At 39.3% G+C, this 25,477-nt stretch carries 13 protein-coding genes, 1 tRNA gene, 3 rRNA genes and 1 pseudogene; 13 read left to right on the top strand and 5 right to left on the bottom strand.

The genetic code is table 11. The features are described 5' to 3' along the window. Positions 1–2,466 carry a [protein-PII] uridylyltransferase family protein gene (locus ACZ48W_RS09685; RefSeq protein WP_464828208.1) on the bottom strand — a complete coding sequence of 822 codons (2,466 nt, stop codon included), beginning with the start codon at positions 2,464–2,466 and terminating at the stop codon, positions 1–3. Positions 2,467–2,513: 47 nt separating this feature from the next. Here ACZ48W_RS09685 and mqnE point away from each other — a divergent pair, with 47 nt between their 5' ends. The 10 genes from mqnE (at position 2,514) to rrf (ending at position 14,880) form a co-directional block, all read left to right on the top strand. After that, positions 2,514–3,605 carry an aminofutalosine synthase MqnE gene (mqnE, locus tag ACZ48W_RS09690; RefSeq protein ID WP_464828209.1) on the top strand — a complete coding sequence of 364 codons (1,092 nt, stop codon included), beginning with the start codon at positions 2,514–2,516 and terminating at the stop codon, positions 3,603–3,605. Continuing rightward, entirely contained in the window at positions 3,605–4,069 is a 465-nt protein-coding gene (locus ACZ48W_RS09695; RefSeq protein WP_464828210.1) for a phosphoribosyltransferase, read from the top strand. Before mqnE ends, ACZ48W_RS09695 begins: the two co-directional genes overlap by 1 nt. 3 nt (positions 4,070–4,072) lie before the next feature. Next, complete coding sequence (locus ACZ48W_RS09700; protein ID WP_464828211.1) at positions 4,073–4,642, top strand: anthranilate synthase component II; 570 nt, start codon at positions 4,073–4,075, stop codon at positions 4,640–4,642. A gap of 19 nt (positions 4,643–4,661) precedes the next feature. Further along, entirely contained in the window at positions 4,662–5,753 is a 1,092-nt protein-coding gene (locus ACZ48W_RS09705; RefSeq protein WP_464828212.1) for a hypothetical protein, read from the top strand. Between the two features lie 123 nt (positions 5,754–5,876). Beyond that, positions 5,877–7,217 carry an ATP citrate lyase citrate-binding domain-containing protein gene (locus tag ACZ48W_RS09710; protein ID WP_464828213.1) on the top strand — a complete coding sequence of 447 codons (1,341 nt, stop codon included), beginning with the start codon at positions 5,877–5,879 and terminating at the stop codon, positions 7,215–7,217. Positions 7,218–7,227: 10 nt separating this feature from the next. Further along, on the top strand, positions 7,228–9,042 hold the full coding sequence (locus tag ACZ48W_RS09715; protein ID WP_464828214.1) for a citrate/2-methylcitrate synthase: 1,815 nt from the start codon (positions 7,228–7,230) through the stop codon (positions 9,040–9,042). A gap of 564 nt (positions 9,043–9,606) precedes the next feature. After that, positions 9,607–11,118 (top strand): 16S ribosomal RNA (locus ACZ48W_RS09720). Positions 11,119–11,291: 173 nt separating this feature from the next. Further along, positions 11,292–11,367: transfer RNA gene (locus ACZ48W_RS09725), tRNA-Ala, on the top strand. Between the two features lie 365 nt (positions 11,368–11,732). Then, positions 11,733–14,607, top strand: a 23S ribosomal RNA gene (locus ACZ48W_RS09730). Between the two features lie 157 nt (positions 14,608–14,764). Further along, positions 14,765–14,880 (top strand): 5S ribosomal RNA (gene rrf, locus ACZ48W_RS09735). Together the 16S, 23S and 5S rRNA genes with 1 tRNA gene alongside form the textbook arrangement of a ribosomal RNA operon. Positions 14,881–14,967: 87 nt before the next feature. Here the strand turns inward: rrf and ACZ48W_RS09740 are convergent. After that, on the bottom strand, positions 14,968–15,942 hold the full coding sequence (locus ACZ48W_RS09740; protein WP_464827468.1) for an IS30 family transposase: 975 nt from the start codon (positions 15,940–15,942) through the stop codon (positions 14,968–14,970). A gap of 1,435 nt (positions 15,943–17,377) precedes the next feature. Between ACZ48W_RS09740 and argH the strand changes: the two genes are divergently transcribed. The 3 genes from argH to ACZ48W_RS09755 all read left to right on the top strand — a co-directional run bounded on the left by argH (position 17,378) and on the right by ACZ48W_RS09755 (position 21,365). After that, the gene (argH, locus tag ACZ48W_RS09745; protein ID WP_464828215.1) at positions 17,378–18,766 is read left to right on the top strand and encodes an argininosuccinate lyase; all 1,389 of its coding nucleotides are present in this window, start codon (positions 17,378–17,380) and stop codon (positions 18,764–18,766) included. 340 nt (positions 18,767–19,106) lie between these two features. Then, positions 19,107–19,553, top strand: a complete 447-nt coding sequence (locus ACZ48W_RS09750) for an REP-associated tyrosine transposase (protein WP_464830496.1) — start codon at positions 19,107–19,109, stop codon at positions 19,551–19,553. A 216-nt stretch (positions 19,554–19,769) separates the two neighbouring features. Next, on the top strand, positions 19,770–21,365 hold the full coding sequence (locus ACZ48W_RS09755) for an IS1182 family transposase (protein WP_464828216.1): 1,596 nt from the start codon (positions 19,770–19,772) through the stop codon (positions 21,363–21,365). A gap of 89 nt (positions 21,366–21,454) precedes the next feature. Here ACZ48W_RS09755 and ACZ48W_RS09760 read toward each other — a convergent pair. From ACZ48W_RS09760 to ACZ48W_RS09770, 3 genes and pseudogenes are all read right to left on the bottom strand, one after another. Next, positions 21,455–22,694: pseudogene (locus tag ACZ48W_RS09760) on the bottom strand (IS256 family transposase). Between the two features lie 73 nt (positions 22,695–22,767). Then, positions 22,768–24,363, bottom strand: coding sequence for an IS1182 family transposase (locus ACZ48W_RS09765; RefSeq protein ID WP_464828216.1), 1,596 nt, complete (start codon positions 24,361–24,363; stop codon positions 22,768–22,770). Between the two features lie 122 nt (positions 24,364–24,485). After that, positions 24,486–25,052: a lytic transglycosylase domain-containing protein gene (locus tag ACZ48W_RS09770; protein ID WP_464830497.1), complete on the bottom strand. Its 567-nt coding sequence runs from the start codon at positions 25,050–25,052 to the stop codon at positions 24,486–24,488. Positions 25,053–25,477 lie beyond the last annotated feature (425 nt).

Raw genomic sequence — 25,477 nt, forward strand, 5'->3', positions numbered from 1 at the left:
TTAGTTTTCCCTAGTAAGTTTATCTATGATTTTATCTGTATTATGACAAAAGTTTCCATTCTTTTCGATGAGAAATATATCCCTGACCCTGTTTTTCAGTGTATGTATTTTCGCACTTACGATGTCGATACCCATCTCATCAAACATATTGATAATATAAGCGAGTAAGCCTTTTTGGTTTTTACTTCTCAAATGCATAATGGCATATGTTTGTGAATGCTCACAGTTTATCTCTATCTCATTTTTTTTAATTACAGGTCTGTAAGGGATGGATTCGTATTTGTCTTCAAATGAGTCATGAATAAAAGTTTCTATAAAGCCTATTTCTTCTGCTCCGACATTCTGTGCAAAATCAATTTTAAAATATTTAAGATCATTGAATAGTTTGCATATATCCATATTGACAACTTCAAGATTGGCAAGTTTGTTAAGAAGATAGCCCAGATTAAAAGGATCGACCCTGATGATCTCGATCGTGAGATTTTCTTCATTATTGATCGTGTATTCATAGGTCTTTGTTTCAAAAGCCTTTTGGCTGATGGCCAGTATCTGTTCCGGATGGTATCGTAAAAAAAGAAGATCAGACGGGATCTGAAGGATCTTTTTCTGTTCCATGCGGGTCAGTGATCTGAATACTGGATTCCTTTTTAATGCCTGTTCTTTTTTTAAACGTTTTGAAGCTTCATCAAGCATAGTGGTTTGACTTAAGACCTCTAAAGACTGTTTGTAAAGTGTTTTGATCAGGCGGCTGTTGAATGCATTATATATTCCTCCTCCTACGCCGTTCATATCGGCATAGGTAAGGATATAGATCATATCCAGAAGTTTTTTTGTTTTAAAATGTGAAGCAAATGACAGGATCACTTTTTCATTATAGAGATCCTCTCTTTGGGCAATGTTGCTCATGAGCGTATGATAAAGAATAAGTGTTTCTCCTTGTTTGATGAGTATCTCATCCATGTTGAGTTTTCCTGCAAAGACTTTAAAGAGGGATGCACCTACAAAGTGGTGGTCACGTTTACGTCCTTTTCCTGCATCATGTAAGAAAGTAACAAGTTTCAACATGGCTTTTTCATCATTGTTCAAAGAGGTAAAGAGCTCTTGTATAAAGGTGTCTCTGATATGTTCCAAATGGTACACACAACGTATGGAATGTATATCGACAGCATATTGATGATACCCGTCGAACTGAGGTAGATCGACTACTTTTTTAATAGGAGAGATCGCATATTTTAAAAGTCGTGCATAAGAGAGTGTACTTAAAATAGAATAACTGTACGGTTGGTAAAAAATGGTTGAGATCGTTTGATAAAGTACTTCATCCGGCCGTTCCGGTCTGCTTGCAGTAATGAGCTTCTGAAGAAATGTCGGGTGTGCATGAAAAGATTTGTCAGCATGATCACAGAGTTGTGTAAGTAGTCCGTTGAAGTCTTCAGCTTCCGGGTAGATAAAATTCTTTTCAGGATTGTCCACGATGTAGGTTCCGGTTAATTTATCAAGCCAAATGCAGCTGTAAAGTCTGATGATCTTCAGACTCTCTGTGACTTTTTTGGCAAATTTCATATGTCCCTGTTTACTCTCTTCATATTTAAGCAGTTTGGCTATCACCGGAATGAGATCAAGACGCAGCTTATCCTCTTTTTTATGGGTAGCCAGATGCAGTGCGGAACGTATACGAAAGAGAAACTCCAGAGCAATACGAAAAGAACGGTATTCTTTTTCATCTACTACTTCTGAAGGAAGATCTCCAATAAGGTTTACATTATAAAGTACTTTGCCTATCCAGAAAACAAGATTTGCATCACGGAAACCGCCTACACCTTCTTTGAGATTCGGCTCCATTGTAAGCGGGAACTTATGGTGTTTTATTTCCTGTTCCTCCAGTTTAAGTTCTATGAATTCTTTGATATTGTCATGACGTATATGGTTGATGATATTTTGTGTCTCTGTCCAAATGAAATGTGAACCTTCTATAAAACGGGATTCTATGAGTGCTGTTTTGATAGTAATATCTGTTTTGGAAACTTCATACAGTTCGTCGACCGTATGTACACGGTGTCCAAGTTTCAATCCTGTATCCCAAAGGATGTAAAGTATTTTCTCTATCATCTCTTTGAGGTTGTAACCGGGGATCTCTTTGTAAACGATCATCAGATCTATATCTGAATGGACACAGAGCTGTTCACGACCATAGCTTCCCAGTGCAACAAGCCCGAGAGGAAGAGAATTCTTCATCGGAGCATAATCCTCGAACATCGATCTTTTGGCCACCCTGTAGACTATCTTGAGAATACTGTCTATCTTCTTGGTATGTTTTACCAGAAAATCTTTGCCTCCTGAAGTAGCAAAAGTCTCCTCAAGTGTATCAAAATAGGTTTTGATCTCCTGTTTAAGGACTTTAGCTATCTCAAAATCCGGGGCTTTATGATAGAGTAGTTCTTCGATCTGCGCTTTTACATTATCCAACACTAACTTCCTAATCTTTTATTGGTATAATAACAAAAATTTACCAAATGGATGGTTTGATGGACTTGACAGAAGAGCACGATTTAATAAAAAAAGTACGTGATAAAGAACGCCTTAGCCAGGAAGAGGGAGAAGCTCTTTATGATCTGGACCTGTATACTTTGGGTGAACTTGCAGATGAGATACGTCGGGAAAAGTATGGAAAGAAAAGTTATTTTAACATCAACCGTCATATCAACCCTACCAATGTATGTGCTGATGTTTGTAAGTTCTGTGCCTATTCAGCAAGCAGGAAAAACCCCAATCAGTATACGATGAGTCATGAAGAGATTTTGGAAATAGTCAGAAACTCAGTCAAGAACGGTGCCAAGGAAATGCATATCGTTTCTGCACATAATCCTAATGACGGAGTCGAATGGTATATGGGAGCTTTCAGAAAGATCAAAGAGCAGTTTCCAGACCTGCATGTCAAAGCGATGACAGCTGCAGAAATTGATTTTTTGACCAGAGAATACGGCTACAGTTATGATGAAGTACTCGATATGATGATAGAAAGCGGTGTGGATTCCATGCCGGGTGGCGGTGCTGAGATATTTGATGAGAAAGTAAGAGAGTATCTGTGTAAAGGCAAAGTTACTTCAGACCAGTGGATAGAGATACATCAAAAGTGGCATGAAAGAGGCAGACAGAGCAATGCTACGATGCTTTTTGGACATGTAGAGACAAGGGCGCACCGCATAGACCATATGATACGTCTGCGTGATCTGCAGGACAGAACAGGCGGATTTAATGCCTTTATCCCTCTTGTGTACCAAAGAGACAACAACTTTCTGAAAGTCAAAGAATTCCCTTCGGGACAGGAAATACTCAAAACCTATGCCATCAGCCGTATTATATTAGATAATATTCCGCATATTAAAGCCTATTGGGTAACTGCTTCTGTCAACCTTGCATTGATTGCACAGGAGTTCGGTGCAGATGACCTTGACGGGACCATAGAAAAAGAGTCTATTCAGTCAGCTGCAGGTGCTGCAAGTTCACATGGTATGAATTTGAATGATTTTGTTGCACTGATCAAGAATTCTGGTTTTCGGCCTATAGAGAGAGACAGTCTCTACAATGAATTAAAAGAGTACTGATGCAGAAGCTGTATTATCCTTATGGTGATTTCCTGGCAGATACCAAACAGTTGGTAGAAAAAATTGACTGGAAATTTGATGCGATCATTGCTATAGCAAGAGGTGGTCTGAGTCTGGCACAGCTTTTGGGTGAGTATTATGATCTGCGTTCCGTGTATAGTATCAATACCATAGGTTATGATGATACAAAAAAATTAGAAGATGTTAAGGTCTTCAATATACCTCAATTAAATGATGCAAAAGATGTTCTTATCGTGGATGATATTGTAGATTCAGGTGATACAATTGTAGAAGTGATAAAAGTATTGAATCAGGTATACCCTGATGTTACATTTAAAGTGGCATCACTTTTTTATAAGAAAAGTGCTAAAATAGCTCCAAGCTGGTATGTCAAAGAAGCCAAAGGATGGATAGACTTTTTTTGGGCGGTTGATATGCATAAAAATGATAATGTAACAGGATAATAAATGGTATTAATGATAGATAACTACGACAGCTTTACCTATAATGTCGTACAGTACTGTAGAGAATTGGGTGCTGATCTAAAGGTGATCCGTAATGATGAACTTACGATCGAGGAGATCAAGGCACTCAACCCTGAAAAGATCATCCTCTCTCCCGGTCCTTCTACACCAGATGAGGCAGGAGTTACACTTGATGTGATCAGGGAGTTTTCTGATACAACACCTATTTTCGGTATCTGTCTGGGGCATCAGAGTATTGCCCAGGCATTTGGAGGAGATGTTATTAGAGCCAAGAATATGATGCACGGTAAAACTTCTCAGGTTGAGGTAGATGCGCAGACACCTATCTTTCAGGGACTGCCTAAAGAGTTCAGGGCTACACGTTATCACTCTTTGACCGTAAAAAAAGAGACACTTCCAGAGTGTATCATTGCAACATCCTACAGTAAAGATGATAATGAGATTATGTCTCTTCAGATCAAGGATAAGCCTGTGTATGGTGTACAGTTCCATCCTGAGTCCATCATGAGCGAATATGGACATGAAATGCTGGATAATTTTTTAAAGCTCTGATCTCTATTAAGGCTTGGCAATGAAAAAACAATATTTCCTTTCAGCATTTTTTTTCTATGCCATAGCTGTTCTTTATCTTGCCGCTACGACTCCTATAAGCCCTCATGAGGCAAAGATCTTCTATACTTCACAGGATATTGTCGGAGTATTGATGCGCTGGAGTACGAACGTTATTCCCGGTTTTATAGGGTTAAGGATCTTTTTCCTTCTCTTCGGTTTTCTGACCATCGCACTTTTTTACGAATTGAGCAAGCGTTATTTCCCCAAACGTGAAGAAGCATATCTTTCCACGTTTATTTTTATGTTCCTGCCGGGCATTCTTACCGCCACAATGTTAGCCAATATAGCTATTATTGTATTACCGTTGGTGCTGCTTTTTGTCCTGCTCTATGAAAAAGGCTACTTTATTGCCCTGCCTTTTATCATGCTTGCACTTTTTTTCATCCATGAAGCTTCCATCATCTTTTTTGTCGGAGTATTGTTGTATGCTGTAGTGCATAAAGATAAAAAACTGGTCATCACTGCATCAGCATTTCTCATCGCTTTTATCTATTTGGCAAAAGGCATTGAAATAGGAGGAAGGCCTTCAGGACATTTTTTAGAGATATTCGGCCTTTATGCAACAGTTTTTTCTCCCTTGTTGTTTCTCTACTTCTTTTATGCGATGTATCGTATTCTACTCAGAGAGAAAAAAACACTTATCTGGTATATCTCTTTTACTGCATTTGCCTTTTCTTTACTTCTCTCTATCCGGCAACGGGTCTATATTACGGATTTTGCTCCCTATGTGATGATCGCCATCATCCTGATGCTGGATCTCTTTAAACACAGTGTAAGTGTACGTTTGCCTGAATTTCAAAAACATTATAAACAGGGTTTTGCAGTAGTGATGTCATTTTTGGCACTGAGTATCTTTGTAATTGTTTTTCATCAGATATTGTTTTATCTCTCTTCGGATAAAAGCAGACATTTTGCAAATCGTATCTACAAACCATATCTTTTGTCACAACAATTGAAAGCCGAGGGGCGTGACTGTTATGACAATGTACGGGGGCGTGAAGGTTTTCAGTTAATGTACTATGGTATCCACCCTTGTACAAACAAAAAATAAAACCTTTCCAACTTGTTTCTAAAATACACAATCTACACTTTCTTCTTATAGTTTAGATTACTTACACAAAAGATAAATCTATCTAATGCTAAAATAATGGGAACTTAATAAAAGGAGAACTCGATGGCTCAAAAGGCGATTAGAGAATATGACGCAAAGTCAATCTTGGCAAAGCACTGGGATAAGTACTTCCCGGGCTTTACATATGCATATGAAACAGTACTGGTTCAAAATGGAACAGAACTTAAAGAAACTGCAAAAACACATAAATGGTTAACTGAAAAACCTTTGGTTGCAAAACCGGATATGCTTTTTGGTAAAAGAGGTAAAAATGATCTGGTACTTTTTAAAGATGCTAAACCAGGTGATGTTTCTTTAGATAAAGCTGTGTCTTGGATCGATGAAAAATCTAGTTCTGAGCAAAAAGTCTATTTTTCATTCGATGGTGACACACCGACAGGTGAGCCGTCTGTAGATATGCTGACACACTTTATTGTTGAGCCGTTCACTCCTCATACACAGGAAGAAGAGTATTATATCTCTGCGACATGTGTTGGTGATGACGATATGCTTTATATGTCTGCGGAAGGCGGAATGGAAGTAGAAGAGGGTTGGGACGAGAAAGTAACAGAAGTTGCATTCAAGATCACTGACAGTGAAGAAGAGATCGAAGCAAAGATCAGAGCAAATATCCCTGCAGATGTAGCAGATAAAGATAAAGAAGCATTCGCTGAATTCGCGATCGGTTTCTTCAAAGCATACAGAGAACTTAACTTTGCATACCTTGAGATCAATCCGTTCGTACTTCAAGGTAAGAAGGTAGAGCTTCTTGATATGGTTGCTAAACTTGATGATACTGCCGGATTCATGATGGTGGACGAGTGGGGTGATGTAGAATATCCAACTGCATTCGGTATGGAATCGAAATCTCCGGAAGTAGAAGCAATCGAAGAAGCAGATTCAAAAACAGGTGCATCACTTAAATTGACACTGCTTAAACCGGAAGCTCGTATCTGGACAATGGTTGCCGGTGGTGGTGCTTCAGTTGTTTATGCTGATACTATTGCTGACTTTGCCGGTATTGAAGATCTCGCGAACTATGGTGAGTATTCAGGTGGACCGACAACAGGTGAGACGAAGTTCTATGCAGAGACTATTTTAGATCTTATGACAAGAGAGAAAGATCCTCAAGGACGTAATAAGATCATGATCATCGGTGGTGCGATCGCTAACTTTACTGATGTTGCAAAAACATTTACAGGGATCATTCAGGCATTCGAAGTGTATGCAGATAAGATGAAAGAAGTAGGTGTGAAAATCTATGTAAGACGTGGAGGACCGAACTATGAAAAAGGTCTTAAAGATATCAAAGAAGCAGCTGATAGACTAGGTCTTTCCATTGAAGTATATGGCCCAGAAACACACGTAACAGATATCGTACGTATGGCACTAGAAGAGAAGTAGGGAGAAGAGAATGTCAAAATTATTTACTAGAGATACACAAGCCATTTTTTGGAATAACAATAAAACTGCTATCCAAAGAATGCTGGATTATGATTATACGATCAAAAGAGAAACACCATCAGTAGCGGGAATCGTTGCTCCTACAAGTGGTAATAAGTTCGAAAAATTCTTTTGGGGTGCTGATGAGATCATGGTGCCGCTTTACAAAAGTACAGCTGAAGCAAAAGCAGCTCAGCCTCAGGCAGATGTTCTTCTTAACTTTGCATCATTCAGAACAGCATATGATGTAACGATGGAAGCGTTGAACCTTGGTGGATTCAAAACGATCATGATCACAGCAGAAGGTATCCCTGAGAGACTTGCACGTGGTATGAATGCATTCGCAAGAGAAAAGAATGTAACAGTGATCGGACCGGCAACTGTTGGTGCTATTGCTCCGGGTGCATTTAAGATTGCTAACATCGGTGGTACTATCGATAACATTATCAACTCTAAACTCCATAGAGCAGGTTCTTGTGGTCTTGTAACAAGATCGGGAGGTCTTTTCAATGAGCTTTCAAATATCATTGCTATTAATGCAGACGGTATTGCAGAAGGTGTTGCGATCGGTGGTGACAGATTTGTCGGTTCAGTATTTATTGACAACCTTCTTAGAATGCAAGAGAACCCGGATGTTAAATATATGATCCTTCTTGGTGAAGTCGGTGGTACTGAAGAGTATAAAGTAATTGAAGCGATCAAAGACGGAAGAATCACTAAACCTGTGATCGCATGGTGTATCGGTACGATCGCTAAATATTATGATTCCGGTGTTCAGTTCGGTCATGCAGGTGCATCTGCAAATGCTGAATCTGAAACAGCTGAATATAAAAACAAAGCGATGGCTGAAGCAGGTATTCATGTACCGGCATCATTCAACGACCTTCCGGAAGTAATTAACGGTGTATACAAAGAATTGCATGCAGAAGGTATTATTAAAGATATCGAAGAGCCGGCACTGAATGTCGTACCTAAAGTAAGAAGACCTAAGCAGTTCATCTGTACAATCTCTGATGACAGAGGCGAAGAAGCAACATATGCCGGATTCCCTATCTCTTCAGTGGCAACACCGGATACAGGTAAAGGTATCGGTGATGTTATCTCACTTTTATGGTTCAAAAAACAGTATCCGGAGTGGGCTACGCAGTTCATTGAAACAGTGATCAAAACAGTTGCAGACCATGGACCGGCAGTATCAGGTGCACACAATGCAAAAGTAACAGCAAGAGCTGGTAAATCAGTAGTTGAAGCATTGGTAACAGGTCTTCTTACTATTGGACCAAGATTCGGTGGTGCTATTGATGGTGCAGCGAAGTACTTCAAATATGCAGATGACAATGATCTTGAACCGAAAGCATTCTTGAAATATATGAAAGGTGAGGGTGTGCCGATCCCAGGAATCGGTCACCGTATCAAATCTCTTAAAAACCCGGACCTTAGAGTTGAGGGACTTAAGAAGTTTGCTAAAGAGTATTTCCCGGCAACACCGCTTCTTGACTATGCATTGACAGTTGAGCAGTTGACTACCTCTAAGAAAGAGAACCTCATTCTTAACGTTGACGGTACTATCGGTATCCTTATGGTTGATATGTGGAGAGCATTAGGCTACTCTGAAGAAGAGATCAATGAGTTTATCGAGTCAGGTACATTGAATGCATTCTTCATCGTTGGTAGATCCATCGGATTCATCGGTCACGTACTTGATGAAAAACGTCTTGCTATGCCTATGTACAGACACCCAATGGATGATATCCTATATGATGTTCCAGTAGCAGAAAAGATCTAATTCTTTCTGCTTCACAGTCTATGTGACCGAATAAATTTTGTTCGGTCACATGCTATTTAATTCAGTTCTCTCTCACTACACAAAATGTGTACAGTAAAATCAACTATAAATCAAAAATATTTTTATATTATTTCTCATATTTTAATTCCTCATATTGTCTATTTTGCCATACAGTACTTTGCTATAGGCGAATTCTCTACAAAAATAAGAAAAATAAATACAATAATATTGATCATTTCTTTAAAAAATATGGTAAATTTTAAGTAAAAATTGCATATATAATGTAAGCAAAGAATTTTTTTCAATAAATTTCAAATATTTTCACAAAAACCCTTGACAAGGGAAAGTTTCGGTGCTATAATACGCGTCCAACAACACATGGACGGCTAGCGAGTTGCTAGGAAGAGTGTTGATGAATGATCTTTGACAACCAAATATAAGTAAACAAATCAACGTCTATTTGAGATTTAATTTTTGCACTTTTTTAAAATAATAAAAGTGATATGAATTAACTTAAGTAGAATAACTTAAGTGATTCTGACAATGGTTCAAACCATTCTATTTTTAATGGAGAGTTTGATCCTGGCTCAGAGTGAACGCTGGCGGCGTGCTTAACACATGCAAGTCGAACGAGAACGGTCCTAGTTTACTAGGATGTCAGCTAAGTGGCGGACGGGTGAGTAATGTATAGTTAATTTGCCCCTTGGAGGGGGATAACAGTTAGAAATGACTGCTAATACCCCATACTCCTTTCTACTTAATGTAGATTGGGAAATGTTTTTTCGCCAAGGGATAAGACTATATGGTATCAGTTAGTTGGTGGGGTAATGGCCTACCAAGACAATGACGCCTAGCTGGTCTGAGAGGATGATCAGCCACACTGGAACTGAGACACGGTCCAGACTCCTACGGGAGGCAGCAGTGGGGAATATTGCACAATGGAGGAAACTCTGATGCAGCAACGCCGCGTGGAGGATGACGCATTTCGGTGTGTAAACTCCTTTTATATGGGAAGATAATGACGGTACCATATGAATAAGCACCGGCTAACTCCGTGCCAGCAGCCGCGGTAATACGGAGGGTGCAAGCGTTACTCGGAATCACTGGGCGTAAAGCGCGCGCAGGCGGTCTGATAAGTTGGATGTGAAAGCCTACGGCTCAACCGTAGAACTGCATCCAAAACTGTCAGACTAGAGTCTGGGAGGGGAAGATGGAATTAGTTGTGTAGGGGTAAAATCCGTAGAGATAACTAGGAATACCAAAAGCGAAGGCGATCTTCTGGAACAGTACTGACGCTGAGGCGCGAAAGCGTGGGGAGCAAACAGGATTAGATACCCTGGTAGTCCACGCCCTAAACGATGAATGTTAGTCGTCGGGTAGCTAGTCTATTCGGTGATGCAGCTAACGCATTAAACATTCCGCCTGGGGAGTACGGTCGCAAGATTAAAACTCAAAGGAATAGACGGGGACCCGCACAAGTGGTGGAGCATGTGGTTTAATTCGAAGATACGCGAAGAACCTTACCTAGCCTTGACATATATTAGAACACACCAGAGATGGAGTGGTGCCTTCGGGAGCTTTTATACAGGTGCTGCACGGCTGTCGTCAGCTCGTGTCGTGAGATGTTGGGTTAAGTCCCGCAACGAGCGCAACCCTCGTCACTAGTTACTAACGGTTCGGCCGAGGACTCTAGTGAGACTGCCTTCGCAAGGAGGAGGAAGGTGAGGACGACGTCAAGTCATCATGGCCCTTACGGCTAGGGCAACACACGTGCTACAATGGGCAGGACAATGAGACGCGATACCGCGAGGTGGAGCAAATCTATAAACCTGTTCTCAGTTCGGATTGTAGTCTGCAACTCGACTACATGAAGCTGGAATCACTAGTAATCGTAGATCAGCTATGCTACGGTGAATACGTTCCCGGGTCTTGTACTCACCGCCCGTCACACCATGGGAGTTGATTTCACCCGAAGCGGGGAAGCTAAACTGGCTACCCTCCACGGTGGGATCAGCGACTGGGGTGAAGTCGTAACAAGGTAACCGTAGGAGAACCTGCGGTTGGATCACCTCCTTTCAAGAGTATAGTTCATGCTTCTCACAAAGTATGAACACAATCAAAAGACTTGGTTTGTTTATATGTTCGATCATAACTTATGTTTGGTTGTCTAAGATCATTGGGATCTTTGACTTAAAAGTATAGTTGAGAAAGATAGTCTATCACTATCGACTGTCACTATCACTAATTCTGGGGAATTAGCTCAGCTGGGAGAGCGCCTGCTTTGCACGCAGGAGGTCATCGGTTCGATCCCGTTATTCTCCACCATTTCATGTAATGAACATAAAATGGTATTGAGATATAAAGCTTAATACAAAAACTCACTAGAGTCTTTGTATTAGGTTTTACACCTAAAGTTATTTAACTTATTATTGTTAAGAGTCTAACGTAATGTTGCAAAACGAGACGAAGTAATTTATTTTACTAAGTCAGATTTTACAAAAAATTACAATTTAACATAAACATATTAACTATAAAGAATTATCTTTAGAAATTAATATCTTTCATGTGCAAGAAACTCAATATTTAGAAGACGTAAGAAATCTTCGACTTATTAAACATACAAAAACGAACCAAACGTGGAAACACAGAAGAGTTCATTTTGCATTTAATAAGGTAGTACCTTAGAATTAAGTAAATTAATCTAAGGGCAGATGGTGGATGCCTAGACCAGGAGAGGCGATGAAGGACGTACTAGGCTGCGATAAGCCGGGGGGAGCTGCCAAGAAGCTTTGATCCCCGGGTTTCCGAATGGGGCAACCCGGCATGGTGCGAATCATGTCACTCTTTCGAGAGAGCGAACGTAGGGAAGTGAAACATCTCAGTACCTACAGGAAAAGAAATCAACCGAGATTCCCAAAGTAGCGGCGAGCGAAATGGGATTAGCCCTAAAATCTTTGAGGTGTTAGTAGAATAAGCTGGAATGCTTGACCGCAGAGGGTGAAAGTCCCGTATACGAAAACTAATCATAGACTATTCGAGTAGGTCGGGACACGTGGAACCCTGACTGAATATGGGAGGACCACCTTCCAAGGCTAAATACTACTCCAGGATCGATAGTGAACCAGTACCGTGAGGGAAAGGTGAAAAGAACCGCGGCAAGCGGAGTGAAATAGAACCTGAAACCATCTGCCTACAATCATTCAGAGCCCCATGCTATATGCGGGGTGATGGACTGCCTTTTGCATAATGAGCCTGCGAGTTATGGTGACTAGCAAGGTTAAGCAAACGCGAAGCCGTAGCGAAAGCGAGTCTTAATAGGGCGCTAGTTAGTTGCTGTAGACCCGAAACTAAGTGATCTATCCATGGGCAGGTTGAAGCTGGTGTAAGAGCTAGTGGAGGACCGAACGGGTGAAGGTTTAAAACTTCTCCGATGACCTGTGGATAGGGGTGAAAGGCCAATCAAACTTAGTGATAGCTGGTTCTCTCCGAAATATATTTAGGTATAGCGTCATGTTCGAAGCATGAGGGGGTAGAGCACTGATTGGGCTAGGGCCTATACCAAGGTACCAAACCCAGTCAAACTCCGAATACCTCATGTGAATTCATGGCAGTCAGGCGTAGGGTGATAAAATCCTATGTCGAAAGGGAAACAGCCCAGACTACCAGCTAAGGTCCCAAAGTTCTATTTAAGTGGAAAAGGATGTGGAGTTGCTTAGACAACCAGGAGGTTGGCTTAGAAGCAGCCATCCTTTAAAGAAAGCGTAACAGCTCACTGGTCTAGCGATTCTGCGCCGAAAATATAACGGGGCTAAAATAGACACCGAAGCTGTAGATTTGTACATTAGTACAAGTGGTAGGAGAGCGTTCTAGTCAGCATTGAAGCCATACCGGTAAGGAGTGGTGGAGCGGCTAGAAGTGAGCATGCAGGCATGAGTAGCGATAAAACAGGTGAGAATCCTGTTCGCCGTAAACCCAAGGGTTCCTACACGATGCTCGTCAATGTAGGGTTAGTCGGGTCCTAAGCTGAGTCCGAAAGGGGTAAGCGATGGCAAATTGGTTAATATTCCAATACCAACTGATAGTTTAGTACGAAGGGGGGACGCATAGGGTTAAACGAGGTCACTGATGGAATAGTGGCTCGAAGGGTGTAGATAAGCTGGATAGGAAAATCCGCCGGCTGTTTTCGAGACCTGACAGGCTGATGACGCTCTTCGGAGTTGATTCAGAATCGTTGATACCGTCGTGCCAAGAAAAGCCTCTAAGTGTATTATTAGTTGCCCGTACCGTAAACCGACACAGGTGGGTGAGATGAGTATTCTAAGGCGCGTGGAAGAACCCTGGTTAAGGAACTCTGCAAACTAGCACCGTAACTTCGGAATAAGGTGTGCCTACTTTTGTATATGGATTTACTCCAGAAAGCAAAAGAGGTTGCAACAAAGAGTCCCTCCCGACTGTTTATCAAAAACACAGCACTTTGCTAACTCGTAAGAGGATGTATAAGGTGTGACGCCTGCCCGGTGCTTGAAGGTTAATTGATGGGGTTAGCTTCGGCGAAGCTCTTGATCGAAGCCCAAGTAAACGGCGGCCGTAACTATAACGGTCCTAAGGTAGCGAAATTCCTTGTCGGTTAAATACCGACCTGCATGAATGGCGTAACGAGATGGGAGCTGTCTCAACCAGGGATCCAGTGAAATTGTAGTGGAGGTGAAAATTCCTCCTACCCGCGGCAAGACGGAAAGACCCCGTGCACCTTTACTATAGCTTGACACTGCAATTGGGATATATTTGTGCAGGATAGGTGGGAGGCTTTGATGCTGTGGCGCTAGCTGCAGCGGAGCCATCCTTGAGATACCACCCTTATATATTCTGATTGCTAACTTGCGCCAGTTATCCTGGCGGAGGACAATGTCTGGTGGGTAGTTTGACTGGGGCGGTCGCCTCCTAAAAAGTAACGGAGGCTTACAAAGGTTGGCTCATGTCGGTTGGAAATCGACAGCAGAGTATAATGGTACAAGCCAGCTTAACTGCGAGACGTACATGTCGAGCAGAGACGAAAGTCGGTCATAGTGATCCGGTGGTTCTGTGTGGAAGGGCCATCGCTCAAAGGATAAAAGGTACGCCGGGGATAACAGGCTGATCTCCCCCAAGAGCTCACATCGACGGGGAGGTTTGGCACCTCGATGTCGGCTCATCGCATCCTGGGGCTGAAGCAGGTCCCAAGGGTATGGCTGTTCGCCATTTAAAGCGGTACGCGAGCTGGGTTCAGAACGTCGTGAGACAGTTCGGTCCCTATCTGCCGTGGGCGTTGGATGATTGAGGAGAGTTGCCCCTAGTACGAGAGGACCGGGGTGAACGAACCACTGGTGTACCAGTTGTCCTGCCAAGGGCATCGCTGGGTAGCTATGTTCGGATGTGATAACCGCTGAAAGCATCTAAGCGGGAAGCCAACTCCAAGATGAATCATCCCTGAAGATCCGCAGAAGACTACTGCGTTGATAGGCTGGGTGTGTAAGTGATGTAAGTCATTTAGCTGACCAGTACTAATAGATCGTTTGTATTTACTTTATTCTTCAATAGGTACTACCTTATTAAGTGCAAACTTATTAAGAAAGTATTTCTTAAAGTTGTAATTACAACATTACGCCTAGACTCTTAACAATACTAAGTTTCTCTAAACTCAATCAGAGAGAATTAAGCACATTACGGTGTTCTTACTTCTCTTTGTGGTGGGGCTAGAGGGAGGGTCATACCCAGCTCCATTCCGAACCTGGAAGTCAAGCCTCCCATCGCCGATAATACTGCAGGCTACGTCTGTGGGAATGTAGGTCGCTGCCACATTGAGTTTTTTAACTATCTTCAATTTCAACTTATCAATCAACTTTTTACAATCGCCCATTCAAATCATAAGTGCAATTCACCTCTAATTTACGCAGCTAATTCCTTAGTAAACTCTTCAAAAAATACTTCATAGGGCGTTCTGTAGTTCAGTACTTTTCTTGGTCGATGGTTTAGCTTCTCTTGTATGATAATCACATCTTCCTTAGATATTTGTGTGAAGTCTGTCTTCTTCGGCAGATATTGTCTGATCAATCCATTGGTATGTTCGTTCAATCCTCTCTCCCAGGAGTGATACGGATTAGCGAAGTAGAAGTCTGTATCCAGTATCTGTGAGACCTGCTTGTGATAAGCGAATTCCTTTCCGTTGTCACTAGTAATAGTCTTGATCACCTGTTTGATAGGTTCGAGCATTTCAATCAGTGCAGTAGTGACAATCTCTGCATGTTTGGAAGGTACTTTTTTGATCAGAGTAAATTTGGACTTTCTATCTACAGCTGTTACCAATGCTCCAATATGATCCTTACCAATAACTGTATCGATCTCTAAATCCCCTATACGTTTTTTCTTCTCTACAATCTTAGGGCGTGTATTGATCATCTTTCTGTCAATGATCGTTCCTCTGCGTTGATAGTCATTACATCGTTTATGGTACTTCTTGTTCTTGTGTCTGAGATACTTATAGAGTCTGCCTTTACTGGCTTTGTTTCGATAAATGAACTGATAGATCGTCTCATGTGAGATACTTCCGATATTATCACGTTTCATTCTGCCTGCAATCTGCTCCGGGGACCATCCAGCTTTGAGCTTCTCTCTAATGTAGCTCTCTAGCTGAGGAGTGATAACAGTATATTTTGGTTTGGATCTATGTCGATATTCCGTATTGAAGTGAGCAGTGGTGTATTGATATTTATCTGCATGTGTATCCCAATTTCTTTTGATTTCTCTACTGATTGTTGAGGGATGAACACCTAACTCTTCTGCTATCTCTTTTTGGGTATAACCTCTTTCTAAAAAAAGAGAAATATGGTATCTTTCCGTGAGGGTTAATTGTTTATACTTCATAGTGCATTTCCTGTTTTTGTGGTGAAAAAAGGATAACCTATGATCGATTAACCCTCTCTTTCAAAACTATCTCTCAGAAATTGCACTTATCCCTTGAATTGGCGAATTATAACTTACTCTTAACAGTTTATCTTCATCTTTTTTCTATTGTTCTGTTATGTTCTATCATTTTCTATTATTTCCTTATCTTAGTTTAACTTGCTCTCCTCTTTTGCTTTCTATTGTTCATTTTTTTTCTTTGTTGATGTGACAAAGAAAAAGAATGAACCAAAAAAAAGAAAACACAAACTGCTGGCGACTGGGCAGGGCTTTAATTGTTTACAGTTTTAATTGGCTAATGGATTGCCTGTCTAAAGAAGTCTTTGCTATCGCAAACCACATTTGCTGACTTTGGGTTGTTTTCTTGTTTGTTGATGCAACAAACAAGAAAAGGAATGAATCAACCAAATTATAAACGTAAATAAAACTTTACGAGTTTTTATCAAAACCTTGATGAAAAAACTATTGATTAATCGTCGATTAACCCCTCCTTAACTTCCCTAGTTTATAATGTTATTAGAAAAGGTGACCATCCCCCCTCTTTCAAGAGAATTTGTTTTTACTCCTTGTCCAAATTTGTAAATTTCCTTGTTTTTCTCTCTTGATCCGGTCGCCTTTTACAGAAGAGCCTTTTTCCCTTAGATTTAACTTCCCTTATTTTGTTGGGCTCTTCGCCCTTTAATAGATAAATAATATCTGTATGCAAAAAACTGACGTATTTCAAGGATTGCCTTCGTTCTTTATATAGCCCTATATTAATAATTGAGTCAATGTGCAAATGGTTATCTCTCTATAAAATTTAAGTATTGGCGATAGCTTAGACATATTCATAAGAACTGTCACTACAAACGACCAATGCACCCCACTTACGCTTTAGCAACGGAGAGTATCGCCCTTTAGTGGCAGAAAAGCGAAGCGATTGTCCTCGTTCCTGCGGGATTGCATCGAAAGTAGTGACGATTTTTTGCTTCTGCCTACAGGGCTACGTGTTGCTCCGATCATTTCGGTTCCGATACTATAAATGACAAAATGATGAAAATAAAAATATCCATAATTTTTCAAATTATCTGATGCATTAACATATAAAAACCATTGATTAATCGTAAGTTAATCTTTGATTACTCTTGGTTAACTTCCATCGTTTATAATGTTATTAGAAAAGGTGACCATCCCCTTTCAAGAGAATTTGTTTTTACTCCTTGTTTAAATTTGTAAACTTCCTTGTTTTTTCCCTCTCTTGATCCGGTCGCCTTTTACAGAAGAGCCTTTTTCCTTATCTCCCCCTAGATATAACTTTCCTATTTTAGGCTCTTCGTCTTTCCCAAACTGATCAAAACCTTTTTAAAACGTATATTACGATAAAATAGCAATAATTTATTATTTCAGGAATATAACTATGGCTAAAAAAATCGCTTCTGCTAGAATCTCAGAGAAGAGTTCTCAACTACTTCAGGATCTTAATAACTCACTCCCTTTTGACAAGGTACTTTACAGAGAAGATATAGAGGGTTCACGTGCGCATGCCTATATGCTTTGTGAGCAGGGGATCATAAGTAAAGAGGATTATGAGAAGATAGAGTCCGGACTTAAAGAGATACTTACTGAAGTGGAGTCTGGTGTGTTTAAACTCGACGGTGATGATGAAGACATTCACATGGCGATAGAGGGAAGACTGACTGAAAAAGTAGGGGATGCAGGGAAACGTCTGCATACTGCTAGAAGCCGTAATGACCAGGTAGCGCTTGACTTTAGACTGTATGTGCAGAATAACACGAAAGCCATAGCAGAGCTTCTTTTGGAAAATATCGAAACACTTGTAAAGGTAGCAGAAGAGAATGCGGAAACCATGCTTCCCGGCATGACTCACCTGCAGCACGCACAGCCTATAAACTTCGGTTACCATATGATGGCTTATGCGAGTATGTTCAAACGTGATTATGAGCGTTTTATGAGCTCATATGAGCGTAACAACTACTCTCCTATAGGTTGTGCTGCTTTGGCTGGTACGCCGCATCCTATAGACCGTCAGATCACTTCGGACAAACTTGGGTTCAATGCTCCGACGTTGAACTGCCTTGACACGGTAAGTGACCGTGACTTTGCATTGGAGATACTCTTTAACATCTCTACAATGATGATGCATATGAGCCGTTTGAGTGAAGAACTCATCTTGTGGTCTGCAAGTGAGTTTAAGTGGGTGACTTTGAGTGACCGTCATGCGACTGGATCTTCCATCATGCCACAAAAGAAAAACCCTGACATCCCGGAACTTCTTCGTGGTAAGACAGGTCGTGTAAACGGTAACCTTGTTGCACTTCTTACTGTGATGAAAGGTTTGCCGCTTGCATACAACAAAGATATGCAAGAGGATAAAGAGGGAGTGTTTGACTCTGTTAGAACAGCACTACTTAGCCTACAAGTGCTAAATGAAATGATAGCTGACATGACAGTAAACAAAGAGGCAATGGAAGCTGCGTGTATGATAGGCCATCTTTCGGCTACAGACTTGGCTGACTACCTTGTAAAAGAAGCAGGGCTTCCGTTCCGTGATGCGTACCACATTACCGGTAATGCTGTAAACCTGGCAGAAGAGAAAGGACTGGACATCTCTGAACTTAGTTTAGAGGACTTACAGAGCATAGATGAGCGCATCGGTGAGGGTGTGGTAGCACTACTTGACAACCGTGCCTCTATGAATGCCCGTATGTCTGAAGGTGGAACCGCTACGGTTAGGACTTTGGAGCAGGTGGAGAGTTTGAAGAAGTGGTTGGCGAAACAAAAATAATTTGATACAATTAATCTTTCTCAGTATTTTATGCTCTGACTTATATTCATTTTTCGCTAGCGATAATATGCTCTCCTCGTTACCACCATGTTCGTGGTAATGCATAGTTCACTTCAAATAACCAATTAATTTCCATTTTTTTATAATATTATATACAATTGGTGCGTTGGCAAACGCACCCTACAACAAAATATATTCATAAAAAACACCACCATCCAAATCCAACCCGTAGGGTGCGTTTGCCAACGCACCTTTGGGATGTAAAATACAGACAACATCAAAAAACATGACAATTTGACATACTCTCAATAAGAATCATAATTCTTCGTTACACTTCAAAATAGCAAATTATAAACGACTTTTTTTAACAGGGCACAGCTATTACTTGACCATTGTTACACATAGGCGTAATCCTATTTTGATGGAGAATATTGAACTGTTGCGTGAGAGCTTTCGTGAAAGTAAACGATTCTTTACCTATAGCATAGATGCCATTGTGGTGTTGCCTGACCATATACATATGATCATTACTCCTAAAAATGTGAGAGATTATCCTAAAATTGTTAAATCCATAAAATATAATTTCTCAAAGCATTTTAATCTGGAAGAAGAACAATCATATAGCAGATATAAAAGAAAAATCAAACCTATATGGCAGAAGCGATATTACGAACATACTATACGAGATGAGAAAGATTATGCACGGTGTTTAGAATATATTTGCAATAATCCGTTGAAATATCAATATGTCGATAATGATGCAAAGTGGGAATATATGTCATCGTAGGGTGCGTTTGCCAACGCACCTTTGTATTTGCATGAAGAAAAATATTATATTGCATATTGAATTTAGCGGTGCGTTGGCAAACGCACCCTACAGTGTAAAGATTGTCTTAGCTCGTTACGTCTCTCCTGAGACTGTGAAAGAACCTAAAATTCACCCGTCTCAAACCCCTAAAACAGTATAATAGATATACACAAGAAGCATAAATTGGGTATATCTATGAGCAATATCTATAAACAAGGTCTTAACCGTAAACAACAACAATTTTTTCCACCAAGCATCGATGAGTATGTCAGCCAAGATAATCCAGTAAGAGCGATAGAGGATTATGTAGAGCTATTGGATATGGTAGAGCTTGGATTTACCAAAGCTGCACTTGGTAGTGCTGATGGGCAACCAGCCTATCATCCAAAACTCCTTCTAAAAATCTATATCTATGGTTACCTCAATAAAATAAGAAGCTCCAGAAAACTAGAGAGTGAGATAAAAAGAAATATAGAGATAATGTGGCTGTGTGCAGGGCTTACTCCAAGTTATAAGACTATAGCTGATTTCAGAAAAGAGAATGCTAAAGCATTAAAAAAAGTCTTTAGAGAATTTGTACTACTGCTTAAAGAGTTAGACCTTATTACAGGTAAAGTTGTAGCTGTAGATGGAGCATTTCTTAGAGCCAATGCATCTAAAAATCAACTTCTACTAAAAAAGAATCTGCAAAAAGATATTGAAGCAATAGATAGTAAAATAGAGAGCTATTTAAAAAATTTGGAGTTTGAAGATGCAAAAGAGAAGAGAGAGCAAATACTCAAACCTCTCTCCAAAGATAAACTTCAGACAATGAGAGAGAAAAAATCTAAACTTGATAAAGATTTGGCTCTGCTTGAAGAGATGGGAGTTACACAATACAATAGAACAGACCCTGATGCAAGACTCATGAGAAAACCAGCCCATAACCTAATGGCATACAATTCTCAGATCGTAGTAGATAACAGTTTTAAATTTATTGTTGCTACAGATGTAAGTTCAGAAAATAATGACTATGGAAAGCTACACGCTATGGCACTGCAAACAAAAGAGATAACCCAACAAGATGATCTTACTATTATTGCAGATACAGGATACTACAGTGCTAAAGAGTTATCTAAATGTAAAGATGATAAGATAAAAACATGTGTAGCTATCCCAAACAAACAAAGCAAAGCTAAAAAGGATGGTTACTTTACTCAAGATGATTTTACATACAATGAAGCCAAAGATTGCTTTATCTGTCCAAACAATAGAGAGTTACACAAAAGCCCATCATTCAATACTAAAAAAGATGGCACTAAATACTACTTCTATAGAGCAGGAAGTAAAACATGTAATAGCTGTCCACTAAGAGATAACTGTATCCCACCAAAAACAGCATATAAAAGGGTTTCTGCCTCTGAGTATTTTAAAATCATACATGAGCATAAACAGATGATGCAAACCAACAAAGCCAAAGAGCAGATGAAGCTAAGAGCTTCATTAGCAGAGCATCCCTTTGGCACTATCAAACAAACATTGGGTTGGAGTCACTATCTTCTAAGAGGTCAAGAGAAAGTTTCTAGTGAGAATGCTCTGATCATGTTTACCTATAACTTTAAAAGATTACTCAATCTCATAGGGATAACTCTGTTTAAAAAACTTATTATTGCCATAAAAGAAAGAAATATAGCAGCTATAAGAGCAGAAATAGAAGAGTATATCGCTCATTTTAGGCTTAAATTGGTCTATTTTTTAAATTTTAGAGGATTAGATTGGTTAAAGCCGAAAGGCTTGAAAATATTGGCTTGATTGAGAAGTCTGAAAGAGAGGTTCTTTCACAGTCTCTCCTGAGACGAGATCGTTTAGAATTCCGTGTCAGTCCAAAATAGTAACATAAGTTACACCTCTAGATATTTATCTAATCTCCCTTCAAAGAAGATAGCCAGTTGAGAAATGGTCAGCGACCAATTCCAGACTGGCATAGTCCATTTTTTAGATGCATTCAATATACCCATATAGAGTAATTTCATTAGGCTGTTTTCATTAGGAAAAGCACCCTTGGTTTTGGTCAGTTTTCTAAACTGGCGATGTACTGATTCAATAATATTGGTCGTATAGATAATCTTTCTGATCTCTTTAGGATACTTGAAATAATAAGAGAGGTTCTCCCACTTACTTCGCCAGGACTGGATAACAATAGGATACATAGCACCCCATTTTTCCTCTAGTCTATCCAGGGCTTCTTCAGCTACTTCTTTTGAGATAGCTTTGTATACAAGCTTCAAATCTTTCATAAATTCTTTTTGGTTTTTTGAAGCAACATATTTTAGTGAGTTTCTTATCTGATGTACGATACACAGCTGTACTTCTGTTTGAGGGAATATACTGTTAATAGCTTGAGGGAAACCAGACAAACCATCCACTGATGCAATAAGTATATCTTCTACACCACGGTTCTGCAGATCAGTGAGTACCTGTAGCCAGAAATTAGCTCCTTCATTCTCAGAGATATAAAGACCCAGTACTTCTTTTCTGCCTTCAAGGTTTACTCCCAGTATAGTATAAACAGCTTTGGATACATATCTTCCATCTTCTTTAATCTTGTAGTGTATGGCATCAAGCCATACGAAGGGATACATAGCCTCTAGTGGTCTTGCCTGCCACTCTTTGACCTTGGAGATGATCTTGTCTGTTACAAGGCTTATTGTGGCTGTAGAAATGGAGACTTGATATATCTCTTCAATATGAGAAGAGATGTCTCTGTAACTCATTCCTAAGCCGTACATAGAGAGGATCTTCTCTTCTATTTCATTACTGATACTTGTTTGGTGTTTTTTAACAATTTGAGGTTCGAATGTACCATTACGGTCTCTTGGAGTTTCAAGTTCAAAGGTACCATCACTGGTGCCTTTTATTGTCTTCCTGTTAGATCCATTGCGCCTATTCTTTCTTCCTGAAAGTACATCATCTGCAATATGGGATTCTATTTCTGCTTCAAGTGCAGCCTCTGTGAGTTGTTTGATAAGTGGAGCAAGAAGCCCACCTTTGCCAGTAAGCTTCTTTCCACTTCTAAATTCATCGAGTATCTCATCAAAATCAAATTTGTATTCTTCTTTCATTGTCAGTCCTTGATAGTATTTTATCAGACTGACACGAAATTTCTAACACTCCCCCTGAGACTGTGAAAGAACCTCTCTTTCAGACTTCTCAATCAAGCCAATATTTTCAAGCCTTTCGGCTTTAACCAATCTAATCCTCTAAAATTTAAAAAATAGACCAATTTAAGCCTAAAATGAGCGATATACTCTTCTATTTCTGCTCTTATAGCTGCTATATTTCTTTCTTTTATGGCAATAATAAGTTTTTTAAACAGAGTTATCCCTATGAGATTGAGTAATCTTTTAAAGTTATAGGTAAACATGATCAGAGCATTCTCACTAGAAACTTTCTCTTGACCTCTTAGAAGATAGTGACTCCAACCCAATGTTTGTTTGATAGTGCCAAAGGGATGCTCTGCTAATGAAGCTCTTAGCTTCATCTGCTCTTTGGCTTTGTTGGTTTGCATCATCTGTTTATGCTCATGTATGATTTTAAAATACTCAGAGGCAGAAACCCTTTTATATGCTGTTTTTGGTGGGATACAGTTATCTCTTAGTGGACAGCTATTACATGTTTTACTTCCTGCTCTATAGAAGTAGTATTTAGTGCCATCTTTTTTAGTATTGAATGATGGGCTTTTGTGTAACTCTCTATTGTTTGGACAGATAAAGCAATCTTTGGCTTCATTGTATGTAAAATCATCTTGAGTAAAGTAACCATCCTTTTTAGCTTTGCTTTGTTTGTTTGGGATAGCTACACATGTTTTTATCTTATCATCTTTACATTTAGATAACTCTTTAGCACTGTAGTATCCTGTATCTGCAATAATAGTAAGATCATCTTGTTGGGTTATCTCTTTTGTTTGCAGTGCCATAGCGTGTAGCTTTCCATAGTCATTATTTTCTGAACTTACATCTGTAGCAACAATAAATTTAAAACTGTTATCTACTACGATCTGAGAATTGTATGCCATTAGGTTATGGGCTGGTTTTCTCATGAGTCTTGCATCAGGGTCTGTTCTATTGTATTGTGTAACTCCCATCTCTTCAAGCAGAGCCAAATCTTTATCAAGTTTAGATTTTTTCTCTCTCATTGTCTGAAGTTTATCTTTGGAGAGAGGTTTGAGTATTTGCTCTCTCTTCTCTTTTGCATCTTCAAACTCCAAATTTTTTAAATAGCTCTCTATTTTACTATCTATTGCTTCAATATCTTTTTGCAGATTCTTTTTTAGTAGAAGTTGATTTTTAGATGCATTGGCTCTAAGAAATGCTCCATCTACAGCTACAACTTTACCTGTAATAAGGTCTAACTCTTTAAGCAGTAGTACAAATTCTCTAAAGACTTTTTTTAATGCTTTAGCATTCTCTTTTCTGAAATCAGCTATAGTCTTATAACTTGGAGTAAGCCCTGCACACAGCCACATTATCTCTATATTTCTTTTTATCTCACTCTCTAGTTTTCTGGAGCTTCTTATTTTATTGAGGTAACCATAGATATAGATTTTTAGAAGGAGTTTTGGATGATAGGCTGGTTGCCCATCAGCACTACCAAGTGCAGCTTTGGTAAATCCAAGCTCTACCATATCCAATAGCTCTACATAATCCTCTATCGCTCTTACTGGATTATCTTGGCTGACATACTCATCGATGCTTGGTGGAAAAAATTGTTGTTGTTTACGGTTAAGACCTTGTTTATAGATATTGCTCATAGATATACCCAATTTATGCTTCTTGTGTATATCTATTATACTGTTTTAGGGGTTTGAGACGGGTGAATTTTAGGTTCTTTCACAGTCTCTCCTAAGACGTAACGAGAGGTGAAGTTTGCATCTTATGCAAACTTCTTTTTCCAATATCTTATCCATGTTTTCTTGAGATTGGATCTACTTGTCAATCTTAATTTTTTGGGAAGGTTATGTCTGATATTTCTTTCTAATTTTTTTGTAAGCTTTTTATTCTTCACAATAGCATTAAAACCACCTGCTCCCTGTTGATGAGAACCATAGATAGAGAATGCACTGATTTTTATTTTATTTCGCTTTAAGCTTCGTATATTATCACCTAATATAGCTTTAAAAATTTTATCCTGGTTATGTGGCATTTTCCATTTATTTTTGGGTATTTTTAGCTTTTTAGCATAGGATATAGCAGTTTTAGGCATGATCTGATAACGTCCATAAGCACCACTTTTACGATTTTTAGTATGATAGTTACCGGTAGTTGATTCAACTTTTACTATTTTTCTAACTATCTTTTTCATGTCTTTATCGCTTAATCCTGCATTTTTAGCCAGTTTGGCATAAGAAGCTTCAGCAGATGTTGCAGTCAGAAACAGAGTAATAGGAATTATAAATCCTCTTCGAATAAGTATTTGTATCTTTAATTTATTTGATAGGATTGAGGGGTTGATTAAAAGTTTGGCAGCAAGAAAAATAATAGCTGTATAAAATAATATTTCTATGGTGTGACTCCTGTCTTTATTTATATAAAATTGAATTCAAAAAAGATAAAGATGATCTAAAATGATCTTCAAATTCTTTTAAATACAGAATAGTATAGTTAAAAAGTTAACAATCGATTAATAAAATTTGTTTTTTTTCTTAAAATAAGCTTTGTTTAAGTAATATTAATGTTAGGTTGGCATTGTTTTTAGCCCGTTTCACCTCTCCGTAGGTGGACTGCATATATCAATACAAGTTTCAAACCAAATCTAATTCTACCGGTAGGTGTATTCACTTTTAAGTTACTTACCACTTAGCAGTAGATTAGCATTTCATTTTGTATCAAATGCAGTATGCACCCCAAGGGCACTTCTTCCCTTTG

This window comes from Sulfurovum aggregans, assembly GCF_055385215.1.